The following is a 20539-nucleotide window of genomic DNA, read 5'->3' as shown; positions in this document are numbered from 1 at the left end:
CAAGCTAGAAATTGGAGTGTTGAGGCAGGAGACGGGAGGCTCTCTGCCCCCCTAAGTCACCACAACCTGCTGTACCTCGTTTCAGACCCCAATCAGCCCAAACCCGCCTTCCTCGCGCATCACCTGCTGCTTGATGAGCAAATTACCCGCTTTCTATTGGGAGAAAAAAGACAAAATAGAAAATAGCTTGCCCTATATACCCTACGGGTGGCCATGCACTACTTTGAGAAATCGCTTTTCTCTCTAAAATTTTGCGGCAGCCCTTACCAAAGCATCACTGAGGCTTCACCACCAGAAAAGTTAGAGTATAAGCGGATTCTCAACACATACCGCCGACCTTGATAAAGCCGAACATTGATTTGTGCATTCAAGTCTGTGCCACTGTCGTCGTCACCCGCAACATATTTGAGATCACCACTCTGATCCTCGAAAAGAACCATAACTGTATCTAGTTTTCCGAAGGTTCCAATTGTATAGGTTCGGGTAGCAGAGGGTTTGATCACAAAGTTTTTCTGTTCAGCAGGCGCGAGGGACAGAATCTCGGAATGGAAGGGTTTAAGTTCTGTATAACTGGAGTCATCAAGCGGGGGATAGAATAATCGTACCTGCAACACATCCTGCTCAGAAAGTCCGCCAGCAGGGTTTAATCCGTTCTGATACTCCACAGGTTTCTCAATGAGTCCCGCTGCAAAAGCGTAATGCATGATTGAGTTGGGGTCCCACTTTGACCCCTCCACTTCTCCTACTGCAAGCTTTTGGAGCACATTATAAAAAGTTGTATCTCGGTCCCACTCGTTAGGAGGAGCACCAAAATATTTATAAACGGCTTCTTCGTCCCATACGATACCTGCAAACGGGTTTTGGTGCTCGTGAGGGAAACCTAAGGCGTGACCTATCTCGTGAACAGGGACATCTACCCCACGGGGATCAGCCCGAAGATCCCATCCGAAGTTCATGGTACGCTCGCCTTGTTTAGGAATATCGATCGTATCGCGGCCAACATATGACCAGGCTCCATCCCCTTCCAAAAAGCCGATTCGTATCTCTGCCTCGCTGATGTTGCGAACTTCCTCAAACTTGATACCAATCCCTACCTTCTTCCACACCTCAAACCCCTGTCGCACAATCTCCTTCTGTTCATTCCCGCCTGAATAGGAACCACTCTCAAAAAAGTAATAACGTAATTTTGTACCGTTAACCCACTTCTTCCCGAGTAACCGTATTAGACGAACACGCTCCGGCGACACGCTCGGATCGAAAGTGCGTGGAGGAACCTTTGGCAAAGCACAAAAATGTTGTGCTTCTTTACCTGATTCTGCGCTACCTGAGCCAACTTTGATTCCGAGCTTAGCTTCAATTTGTTCGAGGCGTTTTAGTAATTGCTCAAGTTGATAAGAGTCGATTTGTGAAAGTTTAGTCATGACAAATTCCTCCAAAGTGAATACCTAGGGACTTTAAGTCCAAAGAACCAGCTATTTTGAGAATGTTTGTGTTCATCTACCTGAATCAAGTGAGAGCACAGTAGATTCAGGAAAGAGAAACTGCAACCCTGTCAACAATGACCTAGATAAATGCGAGCTGTCGAGCTTGTGTAAACTGAATTAAATCCTTGTGAAACCGAGATTTTTTGTTATAATGATGAGTCTGGACGGAGAGGTTTCCTACCCTCAATATCCCATGAGGAGATGGCGATCGCACTTTACAGAGAACTCGTGTTCCCCATTCTAGTTTCAAGCTTTACACTGTCAACGATCGATAGTCAGGACTGTTTTTAGGTCCTAGTCTGAAACCCTTGATTTTCCGTTGGGATATCGATTGTGCAATCGCCCTGAAACCCTTATTCTACATTTGCCAATCACACACTATCCGAATTATTGATAGGAAGAATTGACAACAGCCTGCTAGAGCTTGCTGCATAGCCTTTATAGGCTAGCAAATAAAACTGTGTTAGTGGGGGTCGTCGGTTAAAATCCCGCCGCTTCGATCAACAAAACCCGCCTAACGAAGCGGGTTTTGTAGTTTTGGTAAAAATTTTCACTCTTTGGCAATGATTAAACAATCACTCTCAACTTTAGACAGCATATCTGGAAAGGCTGATGTGTAGTTGCCATCTTTGTCTACAACCCTGCGGAGTATATATCCGCTCTCAGCGGGTTTGCCGAAAAACGAGTTTGTGCGATACCAGATATCTCCATTCGGAGTATTCGGATCTCGATCAATCAAAAAATCTACCAGCCACGGCGGCACAGACCATCCAAACACTATCGGCGTGATGTGTCCGTGCTGCAAAGTTGCATCAGAGAATCGGAACAAGTAGCTGAAGCGAGAAAATTTGACTAAATAAATTAACATCCGTCCCGCCATTGATGAATGAAATGTCCAGATAACAGGGTCAAAAACGCGCAGCAATAACGTCCGTTCCTCAGCATTCCAGTCTGAACTATACATCGTCAGACAATCGTCTGGTAAAACATTCCCGTCCATAAAAAAGATACCTTGCAGGACTTCGGGTAACTCCGCTGGATGTTCTACTTTCATCCAATTCGCGATGTCTTTTAGTTGCTTTTGTTCGATTAACATGGTATTATTTATCCTCAAAATAGTTGTGTTTTGGTTTCCTATTAGATACCCCCTTGATTTCTGAGTTGATCGATCAATCATTTATGTGGCGTGCGGTTTCAACTCACATCTTGCATCATTGCCAATAAGTTATTCCAGGGCGGGCGGGACACCCCACAATAAACTTGATGTCTTGTCGGGTGGGCCGAAAAGCCTGTTAAGCGAGAATGGTGCAATATCTCAGTCTCAACCGCTGTCCGATCGAGCTTTTGGATTGATTACCGCCGCAAGTTGGGCTCAGAGCTTCGCCGCACTTTGCCTACCGTACTCACGACATCCACCAGCATCTTGAGTGCGATGTCTTTACCGGGGCAAATCCGTCCCGCACTCCGATCGCCCACCGAATGAAAACCCATATGAAAAGGGCACAAATTCTCCCGCTTAGGGTTGAATTCGTATACCGTAGAGCCCCAGAAACTCTCGTCTAGCAGCCCCAGGCTGAGCGGTATCAGTACCTTGGTGCCGGCAGGGAAAGTGCGCTCTTTGCCCGCTACCGTTGTGGTGAAAGGCTCTGTCGCGACTCGGTGGGTGGCGCTGACGGGGGCCCAGAGGCGGGCACATTCCAGGAGGAAGAGCTCGATCGACTGGCGATCGTCCAAATCGAGCTGATCCCAAAAATCAGTCGGGTTAATTTCGGCCGTCTGCTGTCCTTTATAGGCGGGGAGAGGGCGGTATCCCATTGCCGTGTAGCCTAGGTGCAGGGGGCCTTGCAGTCCCGCTATCCCCATAATCGATGTCATCAGCTTTGCCAATTCCCGCTTAGTCATGCCATTGTTTTCCGAGCTCTCCTCGAAGTCGGCTAAGGCTGGGGAATTTTCATAGATAGTCGCTGCACGCTCGATTAGAGTGGACAAATCCCCGTGTCCAAACAGGTTCAGGCTTTGCAGCAGGTTGCCGATGACGGCGAAGTAGTGCAGCGGGCTTTGGCGGGTGTAATGCAATTCGGTGAGAAGTTCGATCGACTCTGAATCGTCTGGATTAATCCCAAAGATGACGTAGTGCAGGTATCGGACTAAAAATCCCATCCAACCGCGCTTGACATCGGTAAAAAATGCTCCCCCCGTACCGTGCGACATCTCGGCATAATCTGCGGCTAGCCGATCGAGCAACCGTCCGGCGATTTCGTCTCCCTGGCGATCCGTTGTCGCACTGTTGAAGAGATATTTCTGCATACAGCTTCGGAATGCTGCGTGGTTGCTGCTACCATCAGTCTCGCGATCGGACAAAGACAGCAGGAAAAGGTTCCTACCGCCGACATCTTGGTTGGGGGCGCGATCGGGATCGAGTACAGAAGTACCAAGCCGCCATCCGCGCGCCTGGGGCGATGTGAGTGCTTTTTCCAGGGTGTCAAACTCTCCCATCACGACTTGCCCCGCGCAGCAAAAGTTTGCTCCGAAAGCCAGCCGTTTTATCTGCAAATAGGTGGGTTCGTTGGCAATCAAACCCTCAATCAGGGCGATCGGGGGTAACATCGTTTTGCTGAGACTTTCTTCCGGGTTTTGCAAAGCCCAAACCTGAAACTCGTTCAGGGCCGGGTTCATCAGCGATGAGAAAATAGTATCTAAATTTAGGTTCATCATAATTCCTCCGAGAATCCCTCGCCATAACCCGCTTTGCCTTTAGCAGCAAGAGGGTATTGAGCGGCCATTGAGCGGGTATTGAATCCCACTTAATTGCCCAAATCAGTAAGTATAACTATAGCCATCTTTATTTGTGAACACAGTGGCAACATAGATATAGTTTTACTGAATATGTCTGCGCTCCAGTCTAGCCTTTTCCCGGAGATTGAGTGGAATTTTTAACGATTGCTGGTAAGTAGATCTACTTTCTGTATCTAAAGTATTAGCCCCAATCTCTGAGAGTCGCACATAAACCGTAGTTATGTGCGACTACTTGCTATTAAATTTAGCCAAAATCGGTGGCATTAATTAGACTGGACGACACCCCATTCAGAGCGGCTAAAATTTCTCCGGTTGCTGACAAACGGATGAAAGTTGTACTGTTTTCTTGAGTAAGTGACAGTTGCAAGAAAGTAAGATTGTTGCCTAGAGAAAGCAAATCTTTTCCGTCTTCAAAATCCAAGATAATATCGATACCCGAATTGCTAGAGAGCAAGAAGCGATCGCTCCCATTCCCTCCGATCAAAGTGTCATCTCCATCTTCACCGAATAGGAAGTCGTCGCCGTCACCGCCAATAATAGTATCATTTCCCTTGCCTCCGCGCAAAGTATCATTGCCAGTGCTACCCTCTAGCATATCGTCGCCTCGGTTGCCAAAGATAATATCGCCACCATCGCTACCTGTAATGGTATCAATTCCCTTGCCGCCGTAAAGGGTATCGTCGTCAAAACCGCCATTAATTAAGTCATTGCCTTGATTGGCATTAATCCAGTCATTGCCGTTAAAACCAAATATCAAATCATTTCCCTTTTTACCACTTAAAACGTCATCGCTGCTGTCGCCGCCTAGAGTATCGTCACCATCAGTACCGATTTTTTGATTAGGAGAATTGTTGACTAATTCTATGCCGCTGTCGGGGAAAGGTTCAGCAGCAGTGAAGTCACTGTTTATACTCTTGCGAATTGTCGGGTTATTGACGCTTGCCGATTGAATTTGTGTGTCTAAGGATGTGCCTGTATTTTCTGCGATCGCCTCCTGAATTGTCTTATTTCCGGCTGCGACTTGCTGCAAGTCTTTAGCGACTTCACCTTGTTCTACCTGTTGAACTTGGGCTATTTTAGTAGCTGCATCTGAGAGTGGGAGGTTGCTAGATGCGCTCGCCCGTACCCGCTGATTCCCTTCCGCTATAATTTTAGCAACTTCCGGCGCAATATCGGACGCTTTTTGTGCTTGCAGTTGAGTTGCAGCAGACTGAACGATGGTTTGTAATTGTGCGGGATTGGTTAAATCGACAGCCCCGGATTGAATTTGATTGGCAAGGATGGAAATAATGCGATCGGCAATATCGGTTTTAGAGTTAGCCGAAATCCCGCTAATTAAAATTGTTGTCTGAACAACAGCGTTTTGTACCTGAATGTGTGCTGCATAAACCGCCAAACCGTTCGGATCGTTTTGAGTAATTGCCTGTAGCGGATCGTAGCCAGTCAAATCAATTGTTGACGGTACTCCAAATGCTGCTTTAACTTTAGTCTCTGCTTCATTAGGATTGATACCTTGTGCAACCATCTTCTGCATCAGAGTAGTTAAAGGTGTCACAACAGTAGCATCAGGTGTTGCTGTTAGTGGCGTTTGCTGCGGCAAATAAGTGGCGGTATTAATACCGTCAGCAACTACAAGTCTGCCTTCATCTGGATCGAGTTCGCCGCTGTTATTTTTGTCGAAATTAGGGAGAGAGACATCTAAATTAAAGCTGCCATCCACGTTAGTAATAGTGAACGGTTCTTTTTCATCTTGAATGCCGTTGAAGTTACCATCAAAGAAGACTTTTGCTCCAGTTAGGTAACTGTTAACACCGCTACCGCTCTTCCTTGAACTTTCTCCAGTGCCAAATTTGGCCAACTCAAATGTGGCAAAATCTTTTTTCCAAACTGTTTGTTTCCCTTCCCAAAACTCCCAAGGGACTATAGCTTTAAACTCCAGCCCTAAAAAAGCATTAACTTGACCTGATATATCAAAAAGTTCCCAGGGTTTACTAATGCGGGAGCCAATTTCAGATCCTCTGATTTTACCGTCGCTTTTGCCGTTATTTTCTCCAATATCTACTAAATCAATGCCTATGCTTCCTTGTATTCCAGCCGTTCCATAAAGGCTGGCAACTACTGCATTTACTCCGACACCTGCTTTAATACCAGCATTGATTTTAAGTTCATCAACATCCGCACCAGTACCATCGGGATTTGCGCGATCGCTCACGTAAAAACCATCTAAAACTTTGTAGGCTGATGACGTATCGAATTCATCGTCTTTCCATTCTTTTAATCCGTAAGTATCGTAGCCAAATGCGAGGTGTGCTGACGCATTAAAGTTGCCTTCGATTAACCCTGAGATCGGCCCAAATATAGGAAACTCTTTGCTAAAATTGAAGTCTATCCCTAGGGGAGGCATATCGTAGGTAAAAAGGACAACATCTGGTTTTCCTAAAAGAAGTTGAATGGCTGTTTCTGGCTTGGTTAAAATTGGTAAGTCTATGCCGGGAACCCTCTTGAATTGATTGACAAATTCTTTTTTATTTCCCGCTGTTTTAGAATTGATTTGTTGAGAAATATTAGGAACATAATTTGTCAGTCTCGGTGTTTTGTTTTTGAGGCTAGAGTTGGGCTTGGCAACATTAATATTGCCTAAACTGTAGGAACCTAAATCGATGGCAATATTTTTTGAAGAGTTTGACAGGCTATTTGCCAATTGCGATATCTCGTCGATTTTGATAACTGCATTTAAGAAGTCAGTAGCAACATTACCAGTCGATAATTTAGTTGCCAGTTCCAAGATCGAAACTTTGCCATCTCCATTGTTATCGAAGGGGCCAGCAACGCCAAGTTCTGACAGTAACTTAGTGTCTGTATTTAGGAAATCGATAACTGGTCTAAACGGGTCGATAATATCAGAAACAGTGGTGAGTATTGGTTTCGCCAAGTTAGTGATAAAGGTTCCTAAGTCGAGTTTTAGGTTGTTAAATTCGACTGTCGGGTTAGGCAATCCGCCAAAGGGATTGTCGGTGGTTGGCGAACCTATATTTCCCTGATTATTTGATGGCAAGAATGAAGATAAATTTGAACTCGCGCCTGTGCTTGAATTTGAGGAACCTAGCGATTGATTTAACCCTGAAACCGCTGAAAATTTCGTGTTGGATAAAAGTGATGAATTGAAATTTGATAGACTCGATGTAGTTGACGGGGAAGTTGAGGGTGGCTGCGAATTATTTAATTGACCGTTCCTATAATTAATCAGTGGCCAATTGACTGCTAAATCAAAATCAAAAGATGGAAAAGCAGCATTGCCGTTGATGCTAGTTTTGCCGTGCAAGCCGAGATTGGCATTACTCGTTAAGCTAGATTGAAATAAGTCTTCTAACTGATAACTGCCGTCTAACTCAGACAAAGTTAAACGATTGCCATCATCAGTACCGCCCACGTTGTCTAAGTCATTTAACTTGACTTCAAAGTTGGCATCAAGTTGAGTTGGGTTTTCAGGATCGTTGGTAAATTCAGCTTGTAAAAAAGCGAGGTTGGCTTGAGCTTTGAATTTCTCAGGAAGTGCTAACTTTAAGTTAGCGTTTAATTTAGTATTGTCAGTATCGATGTAGCAGCCAAAATCTTTGTTGTAACCGACACCAATAGATAACTCATAGTCAAAAGCCGATTTTTGAGTTGGCTTTAAAATTCCAGCTAAAACTGGCGAAATCAAACTCTGAGAAGGAAAGTTCGCACTAAACTGAGATACATTACTACTACTATCTGTAACCGGTGCTAATGTGGCTGAATTGCTGATATTGGAATTGAGGCTTGATGCTTCTAAATCATTAGATAAATTGGCAAAGCGAGAGAGATTTGCAGTCGGTGCGAAGGCGACAACTTGATTCCAGGGCTTAGGAGAGTTTTCGACTTTCAAGCCTAGTGCGGGCAACCCTAAATCTTCTGAAAACGTAATATTGTCGAGCTGATATTTTTTGCCAATTTTAATGACTAAGTTACTGTCATTTGGATTGAAACTACTCTCGACTTTAACATCGAATGCCGATCCAACAACCTCCTGAATGCTATTTTCTAGCTGACTAGGCGTGAAATCTGTTGCATTTTTAACAGTATTGACTAGACTATTTTTGAAATTGCTAATAAAATTCGGAGAAATGTCGCTTAGTCGTCCTAAGATTGGCAGTTTGAACGCATTCAGTTGGTCGTTAACAATGTTTTCCAGTTTGTCTAATCCTTTTTCCAAACCGCACCAAAGGGTTTCGTTATCGGTATTTGTAACGACGATATCTGCTGCGTTTAAGCCGGAGTATTTACTGTCATTGCTGACAGCAGGGCTGGTAACAAGGGTGTAAGCTTTATTCCCGTCAGCAACACTGTCGTCAACACCTGTTACCGTTACTGTTTGTGAAGCATTCCAGTTAGCAGAATTGAAAGTAAGCGATGCCGGTGAAACTGTTCCTTCTGTTGCATTGGAACTTTCTAAATCTATTTTGACATCAGCAGTAGGTTGGCTGTTGAGTTTGACATTAAAGGTTGCTTTTCCTCCGGATTCAGTAGTAGTTAATTCTGTTGTTGGGTTAATAGTAATACCAACAGGTGTCGCCGATGTTGTGGGCGCTGGGGTTACAGGTGTTGGCGTCGGTAACGCAGGAGTTGGTGTCGTTACTGCAGGAGTTGGTGTCGGTAACGCAGGAGTTGGTGTCGTTACTGCAGGAGTTGGTGTCGGTAACGCAGGAGTTGGTGTCGTTAACGCAGGAGTTGGTGTCGTTAACGCAGGAGTTGGTGTCGGTAACGCAGGAGTTGGGGTTGGTAACGCAGGAGTTGGTGTCGTTAGCGCAGGAGTTGGGGTTGGTAACGCAGGAGTTGGTGTCGGTAACGCAGGAGTTGGTGTCGGTAACGCAGGAGTTGGGGTTGGCGCATTGTCGTTATCAGTAATCGCGACGCTAACAGGGGAAATCGTGATGCTGTTATAGTTAGTATCGGTACTGGTAGAAGTATGGTCGATCGCCCCTGCATGATTGCCTTCAAGTAAACTGTCGTCAACCGCAGCCACTGCCACAGTTTGAGCTACATTCCAATTAGTAGCGGTAAAAGTAAGTGCAGTAATTGGTTGAACTTGACTATCTGTAGCCAAGTTAATCGTAACAGGTGCGATCGGTTGAGTATTTAACTGAATGCTGTAACTTCCATTTGCACCGCCTTCCGTTGCATTCGTGCTGGTAGGATTAATCGTAATGCCAGGAGTTTCATTATCGCTGTTGCTGGCGCTGACATCATCGGGATTGAGATTGCTGTAATTAGTATCGGTACTGACAGTCGCAGCAGTGACAATATTGTAAGTTTTACTGCCATCAGCAACGCTGTCGTCTACACCTGTCACCGTTACCGTTTGCGGTTGATTCCAGTTCGCAGGCGTGAAAGTTAAACTATTGCTAGAAACTTTTCCTTCAGCGGGATTGGAACTGCTCAAATCAAGGCTAACATTAGCACTGGGTTGACTGTTAAGTTTAACGGTAAATGTAGCACTGTCGCCTGCTTCTGTCGTTACTAATCCGCTGGCAGGATTGACCGTGACTCCGGCAGTGTCATCATTACCGATCGTAGTTGTAGCGGCAGCAGCGGTAATAGTCGGAGTCGGGCCGGGTGCAACCGGATTTGACAGAGTAACAGTAATAGTTTCCTCCGGTTCAATCATGGCATCGCTCAATACATCTAAAGTAATGGTTTTCGATGTTTCACCCGCCGCAAAATTAACCGTACCAGTAATGCTAGTTCCCCCAGAAGTGCCGCCGATATTGTTGTAATCGCTGCTGTTTGTAGCAGTTCCTCCAATTGCATAATTTACACTGCTGGCAGCATCAATCCCGCCACTGCGAGTCACGATAAAAGTAACGGGAGTAGTGCCGGTGTTGCCTTCGGCGATGCTGGCAGTACCGGCAGCAATGGCGTAATCTATGGCATCATTAGCCGGAATAGTTAGTGTCGCTTGATTTGTTGTGCCTGCAATCCCATCAGTAATCGTACCAAAGCTGAATACTGCTGTTTCGGCGTTCTCTGGGATATTGTCAGCTTTGACAGTGACAGCAACATTCTGAGTCAGGGTGTTAGTACCTGCACTGAATGTGAGAGTGGCTGGTGAAAAAGTGTAGTCTGAATTTTGGGTAGCCGTACTGCTGGGGTCGATGACTATTGGTACAACTACATCGCCCAAGGGAGTGCCGCCGCTGATGGTGACTGGAACATTAACTACTGTGTCTGTTGTTCCTTCAGTGCCGCTGTAAGTGGCGGCACCGAAATTAACCTCAACGGTGGTATTCAGCAGGATCGAGACATCGTTAGAACCGCTGTTGGCGGTGGCGATATCGGGTTTGTTGTCGGCGTTAAAATCTTTGATGGCGATCGCTTTTGGATTTGTCCCAACTGCGTAGTTAATGGGGTTGCCAAAGGTGCCTTGATCGGTTCCAGTTAGAATAGAAACGTTGTTTGATTGATTGTTAGCCACGGCGATATCGAGTTTGCTGTCGGCGTTTAAGTCGGCAACTGCGATCGATGTCGGACTATCGCCTCCCGCTGCGTAGTTGGTGGCATTGGCAAAGGCACCTTGACCGGTGCCAAGTAGGATGGAAATGTTGTTAGAAACGCTGTTGGTGATGGCAAGATCGAGGATGTTGTCACCATTAAAGTCTTCTGCGGCAATGGATGTTGGATTAGTCCCAACTGCATAATTTACCGGGATTGAAAATCGGTCTGCACCAGCGCCTCCCGTGTTCAGTAGGATGGAAACGTTGTTAGAACCGCTGCTAGTGATGGCAAGATCGAGGCGGCCATCGCTGTTAAAGTCTCTCGCTGCGATCGCGGTGGGAGTTGTCCCTACCTGAGATATATTTTCTTCCCTAGCAAAACCGTTGCCTTGAGCGTTTTGTAATCCGATGGAAACGCCGCCATTAATGTCTGCTACAACTATGTCTGATAAGTTGTCTGCGTTAAAATTTCCTACGCCGATCGCACTGGGCGGGTTTGTCCCGGCGCTAAAGCTAGTGGAGTTGCCAAAAGTACCTTGACCAGTACCCGGTAAGATGTAAACGGAACCACTAGGAAATTCTCCACCAGACCAGTTAGTTACGGCTAGGTCTAGGAAATTATCGGTGTTAAAATTACCTGATACGATGGGAGTACGACTGGATTGATTCACGTTGCTGGGAGTGCCAAATCCTCCTTGGCTGTTCCCTATTAATAGGGAAACAGCGGTTCCGCGGCTGATGGCTAAGTCTGGGATATTGTCGTTATTAAAGTTTTCGGCAGTCAGGGATTGGGGATTTGTGCCGGCAGCAAAGTTTGCAGCGTTCTTGAAGGTAGACATGATTAATTTACCTATTAGTTAACAACAGTAATCTTTGATGTTTCGAGTTGTGAAACTGATGCAAATCGCACCTAAGCTGGCATCAGTATCCCGACGATCGCAAGTACAGTCAGGCTGCCTCCCACGGCGATCGTTACTATATTCCATGCCGAAAATCGACTGTTAGGATTGTGGTTTCGTGCTGCTACACAGTTCAATTTATTCACACTATCTTGAACGGGAAGCAAAGCTATTACAGACAGATTACTCACTAACCCGTATGGGTTTGGCAGTCGAAAACACATATTAAGCCCAATCCAAACAATAGTCAGAAAAAATGGACTAAACTTGGGAGAAACACAGTAGGACTTAGCGCAAACTTTAATTTATTTGAATAAAAAATAGCCAAAAATACCGCTGAAAACTGTTCTCCAAAAGGGGCTAATGTCTCTTCCTGTTGCGGCTTTTAATAGCTGCCAGTTTTTATAAAACCAAAAAATTTCATAGAATCCGAAGGTTACTAGGGACATCACGATCAACTTAAACCGAGAAACAGGAAAAAAGATTGGTTGTGAGTTTTCGTTCATATCAAAAACCTCATGGGTGGATACACTACTACTCGATCGACATTGAACTGAACGCACTTATCAAAGAAACCGGGTTTTTTACTGAACCTGCGGGTGAGTGCGAAATATTGTCGTAAAAAACCCGGTTTCTGGCTACCCGTGCGACCAGGAATTTTTAACTGAAATCGGCGATGCTAATTTGGTTAGCTGTCACGCCATTGAGAGCAGCTAAAATTTCTCCGGTTGCTGACAAACGGATGAAAGTTGCACTGTTTTCTTGAGTAAGTGACAGTTGGGAGAAACTAAGATTGTTGCCTAGAGAAAGCAAATCTTTTCCGTCTTCAAAATCCAAGATAATATCGATACCCGAATTGCTAGAGAGCAAGAAGCGATCGTTGCCCTCCCCTCCCGTCAAACTATCACTTCCCAAACCGCCATTCAGCAAATCATCACCGTTACCTCCCAGCAGAATATCGCTGCCATCGCCGCCGTTCAAAATGTCAGCATCCCGGTTGCCAAACAAGACATCATCACCGTTACCGCCAAGCATTGTATCGTTAGCCTTGCCGCCGAAAAGAGTGTCATTCCCCACGCCACCGTCGAGAGAATCATTGCCCCTCAGACCCATCAAAACATTATTGCTGCTGTCGCCAGTCAGGATATCGTCGTCGCTGGTACCGAGAATTTGATCGGGAGAATTGCTGCCCAAATCCGCGTCGCCGGTGACTACAGGAGTTGCAATCCCAGCAGGTAATATTACAGCTTGAATTCTGTTATCTAAAGCAGCACCAGTATTCTCAGTAACTACCTGGGAAATTGTCTTAGTTCCCGCACCAACTTCTTTGAAGTCTTGAGTGGTTGGGCCCAAAGCTACTTGTTGGACGCGGGCTACTGATTCAGGAATTGATGTTCCTGTTGGGTTGGAGACAGCAGAATCAATGCGCTGATTTGCTGTTGCCATTACTGTCGCAGCTTGCGAGGTAATTGAGGTAACTTTTTGACTGTTGAAACTGGGGTCAATCTGCTGGATTTTCGCCGCTGATTGCTGAATTATTGGTTCTAAAGCGGCTGCGTTGCTGAGATTTAAAACAGTACCGGATTGAATTTGACTCGTAATTGAACTGACAACAGCTTTGACAATTTCGTTAGTAGCTGCACTGGAAGCACCGTCAATCAAAGCAGCAGTTTGAGTGATGACGTTTTGAACTTTTACCATTGCTGCCAAAGTTGCGACGCCGCCCGGTTCGGTGTCGTTGGTGGCCGCGATCGGATCGAAATCTGCGATCGCAACATCAGCCGGAATAGCAAGAGCAGACTTGACCAGAGATTCAGCCCGATCGCTCTCAATTCCCCGATCTACCAAGTCCACCATCAGAGTAGTTAAAAGCGTGACCACAGTAGCGTCAGCAGGTGCAGTAACAGGCGTTTCTAAAGGCAAACCCGTAGCGGTATCAGTGCCGCCAAAAGCAACTAAATTTCCTTCATCTGAATCAATTTCCCCATTGGCGTTTTTGTCGAAAGTCTCAAAGGGAAAATCGAGATTAAATTCACCGCTAGTGTCAGTGTTAGTTGAGGGTTCGCCAGCATCGAGAACACCATTTTTATTGGCATCCAAAAATACCTTGGCATCTGCAATGTAATTATCAATCACCCAGCGACCGTTATATTTGGTTATCTTGAAGGTTTGAGAATTGCTTGCACCTGCAGGGTCGGTGGCGGTTAACTTAACCTTAAACGGTCTTACAAAACTCAATGGTTTTCCATTAATATTAAACACTGGTGGAGTGCCAGTAAATTTGATGGTGTTCTTGTTAGAGTCGAAAGAGAATCCCAGCCAGCTACTGTTGAAACTGCTGGTTAAAGGACTGCCATCCTCTCGAGTTAATTTGTAAGAGATTAAGTCGCCATCCGGATCGGTGTAGACATTTTGAATGTCTTGATTAAACTCCTTAATGAAATAGTCTAAATGAATCTTTTCTTGTGGCGGACGGTTCTGAACAACACCTCCTCCAGCAATAGCTTCACCCAAAGCCAGCACATCGACGCGCTTGAAATTAAGACCTGTATGTTTAACGTTGTCGTCTTCATCGTCGCCATCGTTGATAGTGACACCGGTTTGTTTTAAAAGATTGGCAAACTCCTTTGGTGTCAGTTTGCGACCTAATTCTTTCTGTGCTAACTGTTGGGCTAATGCTGCAATTCCGGCAATGTGGGCTGTAGCTTGACTGGTACCGTGATAGGTACTTCTCTCGTTTATATCGCCATCTTTGCCAGCCCCGGTGATGGGTGCTCCTGGAGCAAAAACTGTGGTTAATGTCCCGTTACGCTGAGAAAAAGGAGCAATGCGATCAGCAGCAGTGGTATTTGCTGTTACCAATTTCCCAGTCTCACCAGGCTTATTCGCAAAATAATTTCCCAAAGAGAAAGAACCAATGTTGGAATTGTATACCGCGCCAATCGACAGCGAATTCGGATCTGCTGAAGGGTAGTTTACACCTGGAGGCTCATTCCGGTACGGGTAGTAACGGTTGCCTGATGAAGAGACAACAATTATATTTTTCGCCGCTAATGCTGCCAGTTCATCTCCTATACCGTAGAGTGAAGTTTGACTGGTGGGAAAATTTTCACCGCTGCCGAATGCCATACAAACGCTGGCAATGTTGTAAGTATCTGCATTTTGCAATACCCACTGCAAAGCTTGTTCAACATACGGAAACTTATTAATTTCGTCACTAGGCATATTATCCTTATTATCCTTTCTCACTTTGAGACCGATAATATTAGCCCCAGGTGCCATCCCTGTATAGGTTGGGTCTTGGGAAGCAATAATGCTGGCAATGTTCGATCCGTGTCCGTCTTTGTCGCTAGCATCCGCGTCGCCGTCGGCAAAATCGTAGTTATAAACGATGCGATCGCTGATGCCGTTTGAGTCGCTGTCAGGGCCAAAGAATGGGTGGTTTAAGTTGATGCCAGTCTCTAATACCGCTACAGAGAAACCACTGCCGTCAATACCGGAAAAACGTGGTGTGGCGCGGAATTTATCCAAATTTATTTGCGCGCTGGATACACTAGCAGGTTTCTCATGATAGGGGTCGTTGCCGCTGCCGTCAAAACTACCAAAAAAGTCTGCTGGGAGGAAGTTATTAACGAAACTTGAAGCATTACTATTGCCACCAACACCACTAAACAGCACTGAGTCGAGGAAATTGCTATCAATCAGGGAAGTGGATAGATTGTTAGTGACTAGATTGTTGTTGATGCCGCTCAAAATGCTGCTGCTAGGTGAATTTGACTGCGGATTTGTGACGGCAGGGCCTTCATATCCTGTAGTTGTGACACCTGCAAGACGAGGTACAACCGACAAATTCAAATTGTATGGAGTCTCGGCGCTATTAACTGAAGAAACTCGAATGCTGTAAGTGCCGTGTTCCAAAAGGCGGTTAATTAATTTTGAGCCAGCGCCAGAACTTATTGCAGTTGAGATGACATTTTGATTACTGTCAAGCAATTCCAGATTAATATCTCCCGTAAATCCGCTGACTGACAAGTTGAAGTCATTGTCAGCACCGATCGTGAATTTGTAGTAATCTGGATCGTTACTACTTACTGAATCACTGTAGTTTCTGAGAGCGGAACTTGCATTGATTGTACGGGCTTTAGCTGATGTGTTGCCAGCTAAGTCTTGTGCTGGGATATTGCTGTCATTATCGTTATTGGTGACAGCGACATCGGACGCATTTAATCCGTTAAATTTGTTATCCGTACTGACTGCAGGGCTAGTAACAATGGTGTAAGCTTTATCACCGTCAATAGCAAAGTCGTCAACGCCTGTTACCGTTACTGTTTGCGGCTGATTCCAATTAGTAGAGTTGAAGGTCAGCGATTGCGGGGAAACTGTTCCTTCTGCTGTATTGGAACTTGCTAAATCTATTTTCACATCGCCGGTAGGTGGGATGTTTAATGTGTTGAGTTGAACATTAAATGTTGCTGTTTGGCCTGATTCTGTCGTGATTAATCCACTTGTAGGATTAACGGTAATTCCAGCAGGTGTTGGAGTTGGAGTTGGTGTTGGAGTTGGTAACGGAGGTGTTGGTGTCGGGGTTGGAGTTGGTAACGGAGGTGTTGGTGTCGGGGTTGGAGTTGGTAACGGAGGTGTTGGTGTCGGAGTTGGAGTTGGTAACGGAGGTGTTGGTGTCGGTGTTGGAGTTGGTAACGGAGGTGTTGGTGTCGGTAACGGAGGTGTTGGTGTCGGGGTTGGAGTTGGTAACGGAGGTGTTGGTGTCGGTAACGGAGGTGTTGGTGTCGGTGTTGGAGTTGGTAACGGAGGTGTTGGTGTCGGTGTTGGAGTTGGTAACGGAGGTGTTGGTGTCGGCGCAGTGTCGTTATCGGTAATGGCGACATTGACAGTCGGTATTGCAACTCCGTTATACTTCGTATCCGTACTCGTAACCGTATGTCCGATCGCCCCCGCATGATTTCCTTCCACAGCCACATCGTCTGTAGCCGTTACTGTCACGGGTTTCGCAACATTCCAGTCAGTAGCGTCGAAGCTAATTGCACCGATCGCACTTATTTGATTTCCCGTATCAAAGCTGATAGTAACTGGTGCAGTTGGCTGCGAATTTAACTTGAGTGTAAAACTGCCTGTGGCACCGCCTTCTGTAGCTGTTATGTTCTCCTGTGAAACAGTCACACCAGTCGTGTCGTTGTCAGCAATCGTGGCTGTCACAGGAGAAATCGTCAGGTTGTTATAATTAGTATCTGTACTGACAGACGTATGAGCGATCGTGCCGCTGCGGCTTCCTTGCGCTATGCTGTCATCGATCGCCGTAACAGTGACATTTTGCGCCACATTCCAATTATTGGGCGTGAAAGTAACAGGTGCGATCGCATTAATTTGACTGCCCGTATCAAAATTAATCGTGACGTTTGCAGTAGGTGCAGTAGTCAGAAGTACGCCGTAGCTATCGGTTGCACCGCCTTCAGCAATAGCTGTCTCGCCTTCTGATTGCACAATAGAAATACCGGGACTATCGTTATCTGTAATTGATGCCGTCACATTGGAAATGACTTTCGCGTTATAATTCGCGTCGGTACTCGTAACTGTGTGAGCGATCGTGCCGCTGTGGGTTCCTTGTGCTAGATTGTCGTCGAGCGCACTAACATTGACAGTTTTCGCAACATTCCAGTTAGTGCTATCAAAAGTAATAGGTGTGGCGATCGGATTAAGTTGGTCGCCAGTATTGAAACTGATAGTAACCGGTGCAGTTGGTTGCGAAGTTAGCTGGATTTTGTAACTGCCATTTGCACCGCCTTCTGTAGCAGTTATGTTCGTAGGTGCAATGCTGAAACCAGCCGTGTCGTTATCCGTAATGGCGACGCTAACAGCCGGAATTGTGATGCTGTTATAGTTAGTATCGGTACTGGTAGCAGTATGGGCGATCGCACCTGCATGATTTCCTTCAACTAAATTGTCGTCAACTGCTTTCACCGCAACAGTTTGATCGACATTCCAATTAGTAGTGGTAAAAGTAAGTGCGGTAATTGGTTGAATTTCACTGCCTGTAGCCAAGTTAATCGTAACAGGTGCGATCGGTTGGGTATTTAATTTAACGGTATAAGTTCCAGTTGCACCGCCTTCCGTCGCAGTCGTGTTAGTGGGAGTAATGCTAACGCCTGCGGTGTCATTATCGGTAATATTAGCATTGACGGTATTGCCAGGAGTGCCATTAACAGTAAAACTAGCAGTAGTCCCGTTATAATTAGTATCGGTACTGATAGCACTGTGAGCGATCGGGCCGCTGTGCGGCGAAGTTTCTGCTAGGCTATCATTAACTGCACTGACTGTCACCGTTTGCGGTAAAAACCAGTTAGTTGGAGTGAAAGTAATGCCAGCAATCGGTTGAATTTGAGTGTCGGTATTAAGTGCGATCGCCACATTTGCAGTAGGCTGATTAGTCAATACAACTGTATAATTATCAGTCGTGCCGCTTTCTGCTACATTAGTGCTGCCGCCCGACTCAACAATCTTCACCTGCGGCCCGCCAGGAATGATTTTAGTAATAAAAGCATCAGAAGCACCTCCCCCATTCGCCGCTTGCAAAGGATTCGCAGTAGGCAAATTAGTAGACGTAGTAGATCCCGCCACATAAACTGCACCAGAAGCATCCACCGCAATACCACTACCGTTGTCGTCGCCGCTGCCACCCAGATAAGTAGAATCAACTAAGGCAGAACCCGACGCATTGATTTTGGTGACAAAAGCATCTTTCCCGCCGCCGCTGACACTTTGAATAGCATTCTTAGTCGGGAAATTAGTCGAAGTCGTATCCCCGGTAACATAAGCATTATTTGCACTGTCTAGAGTAATGCGATGCCCGTTGTCATCTCCAGTACCGCCCAAATAAGTTGAATAAATCGCATTGTTACCTAGAGGGCCTAACTTGATGACAAAAGCATCATTTGCACCACCTGCATAAGTCGCTTGAACTGCATTTTTAGTCGGAAACTCAGTTGAAGTGGTAATTCCGACAACATAGGCATTTCCAGCACTATCTACAGCGATATCAGCACCTTTATCTTCGCCAAAGCCACCTAAATAAGTGGAATAAGCACGCGCACCATTCCCGTCAAATTTAGCGACAAAACCATCATAACTACCTGCCAGGGCATTTTGAAAGCCTAAATCTCTCCCCGGCAAGTTAGTCGAATAAGTAACACCGGTAATGTAGGCATTACCATTATTATCTATTGCAATGGCTTGAGCGTCCTCACGATCGCTACCGCCGAAATAAGTAGAGTAAACTAAACCACTGCCAGTTGGATTAACTTTAGTAATAAACGCATCCGTTCCCCCTCCGTATACAGGTTGGGAGGCATTGGCAGTGGGGAAATTGCCGTTTGTGAACCCGGTAACATAAGCATTGCCGTTACTGTCTACAGCAATGCCGTTGCCGAGATCCCCCAGGCTACCGCCTAAAAAAGTAGAATAAACTAACGCATTCCCGGCAGCATTGAGTTTAGTTGCCGCAGCACTATAACCAGTTACTATAGGTTGAAAAGCACCCGGTGTAGTTGGATAACCCGGATCGACTTGTCCGGTTAAATAAGTATTGCCTTGACTGTCTACCGCAATCCCAAAACCGTATTCATTGCCAATACCGCCGATATAAGTAGAGTAAACTAACGCAGTTCCTTCGGGGTTAATTTTAGTAACTAAGAAATCAGCTTGACCCCCTGGCGTAGTTTGGAATGCACCGGGAGTAGTCGTAAAATTGTTAAAAGTAGTGCCAATAATGTAAGCCGCACCTGTGCTATCTACAGTCATGCGGTTGGCGTAGTCATTGCCGTTGCCGCTTATGCCATCGCCGCTGCCACCTAGGTAAGTCGAGTAAGCTAAAACCGGGTCAATAACTAGGGGTTGAGTGCGGTCAAAATATCCCAAACTAAAATTAACTTGACCATTTCCTAATAAATTGTAAGCTGCGGGAACATTCACCCGCTGTCCGTCGATATCTTGATAAACTATCGGTGCGTTATCAATTAATTCGCCTAGCGGTGTTTCTAATATCAGTGCTCCGTCGTCACGCAACCGGATGTCGTTAACACCAGTATAGTTCATCTTAATTTGACTCGGATCGGCAAAAGGTGCAACTAAAAACTCGCTCTTAAGTTGTCCTTCTGTGCCTTTGAAAACGCGGTCAATTCCTTGATAGACGTTTTGATAAACAACGCCGTTAAAAGTAGGCACATTAGTCTGCCATTGACTAGAATCTTCGCCTAACAGAAAGTTAGCAACTCCCGGCAATTGTTCCAGCCCGGAAATTGTGGGATTCGGGTTGCTGTTGGCTAAGCTGCTGCGGACAATTGAAGAATTTGTGGCTTGGTTCCCCGGTTCATTGGGTTGCTGGAAAGCGACGAAAGAAATTTCGTTTGGACTAAAAAAGATGCTGTGACCGGCACCTTTCACCTGGAATTTCACATTCGGGTCTGTTTGTCCAGCATTTGCAATAAAACTTAAGGGAATTTGACCGTAAGATGCCTGTTGATTTTGAGAGTTCATAGCTGGTACCCCTGGTTTATGTTATGCGACTCAGTATATACAAGTACGAGCTCTGCTGTATAGTAAATTCTTGCGAAAAATTTACGCAAAATACCATTTTCTTGCGAAATTTCTCGGATTGTTGATTAAAAAGTGTAACACGGGCTACGGACTCGGTTTTTGTAGTCAATCGACCGCGATTAAAGGCCGGGGCGGGTTTACAGGCTTTCTCCTTTCTATTAGAAATATGGGTAAACCCGCTCATACAGGATTAATATCATGTCCGGTCAAATAGATATAATTCCTGTAGGGGCAGGTTCAC

At 45.6% G+C, this 20539-nt stretch carries 6 protein-coding genes; all 6 read right to left on the bottom strand.

Going from position 1 to position 20539, the window contains the following annotated elements; translation table 11 throughout:
- Positions 1–263: 263 nt before the first annotated feature.
- Positions 264–1421, bottom strand: coding sequence for a M12 family metallopeptidase (locus QUA10_RS11680; RefSeq protein WP_333082807.1), 1158 nt, complete (start codon positions 1419–1421; stop codon positions 264–266).
- Positions 1422–2034: 613 nt separating this feature from the next.
- Positions 2035–2580 (bottom strand): hypothetical protein, encoded by a 546-nt coding sequence (locus tag QUA10_RS11675; protein WP_333082808.1) that lies wholly within the window; start codon positions 2578–2580, stop codon positions 2035–2037.
- Between the two features lie 257 nt (positions 2581–2837).
- Positions 2838–4199, bottom strand: a complete 1362-nt coding sequence (locus QUA10_RS11670; protein ID WP_333082809.1) for a cytochrome 450 — start codon at positions 4197–4199, stop codon at positions 2838–2840.
- A 325-nt stretch (positions 4200–4524) separates the two neighbouring features.
- Positions 4525–11631, bottom strand: a complete 7107-nt coding sequence (locus QUA10_RS11665) for an FG-GAP-like repeat-containing protein (protein WP_333082810.1) — start codon at positions 11629–11631, stop codon at positions 4525–4527.
- Positions 11632–11702: 71 nt separating this feature from the next.
- Complete coding sequence (locus QUA10_RS11660; protein ID WP_333086255.1) at positions 11703–11882, bottom strand: hypothetical protein; 180 nt, start codon at positions 11880–11882, stop codon at positions 11703–11705.
- A gap of 469 nt (positions 11883–12351) precedes the next feature.
- A complete protein-coding gene (locus tag QUA10_RS11655) occupies positions 12352–20238 on the bottom strand; it encodes a DUF7948 domain-containing protein (RefSeq protein WP_333086254.1) in 7887 nt (2628 codons plus the stop codon).
- Positions 20239–20539: the final 301 nt, after the last annotated feature.

The sequence above is a fragment of the Microcoleus sp. Pol8_D6 genome, from assembly GCF_036700965.1.
Taxonomy (GTDB): Bacteria; Cyanobacteriota; Cyanobacteriia; order Cyanobacteriales; family Microcoleaceae; genus Microcoleus.
The sequence above is the reverse complement of the archived record's forward strand: the minus strand, read 5'-3'. Positions and strand labels throughout refer to the sequence as shown.

Coding starts and splice junctions, on each gene's coding strand:
- QUA10_RS11655 (WP_333086254.1), bottom strand. CDS start 20,238: ATGAACTCTCAAAATCAACAGGCATCTTACGGTCAAATTCCCTTAAGT.
- QUA10_RS11675 (WP_333082808.1), bottom strand. CDS start 2,580: ATGTTAATCGAACAAAAGCAACTAAAAGACATCGCGAATTGGATGAAA.
- QUA10_RS11680 (WP_333082807.1), bottom strand. CDS start 1,421: ATGACTAAACTTTCACAAATCGACTCTTATCAACTTGAGCAATTACTA.
- QUA10_RS11670 (WP_333082809.1), bottom strand. CDS start 4,199: ATGATGAACCTAAATTTAGATACTATTTTCTCATCGCTGATGAACCCG.
- QUA10_RS11665 (WP_333082810.1), bottom strand. CDS start 11,631: ATGTCTACCTTCAAGAACGCTGCAAACTTTGCTGCCGGCACAAATCCC.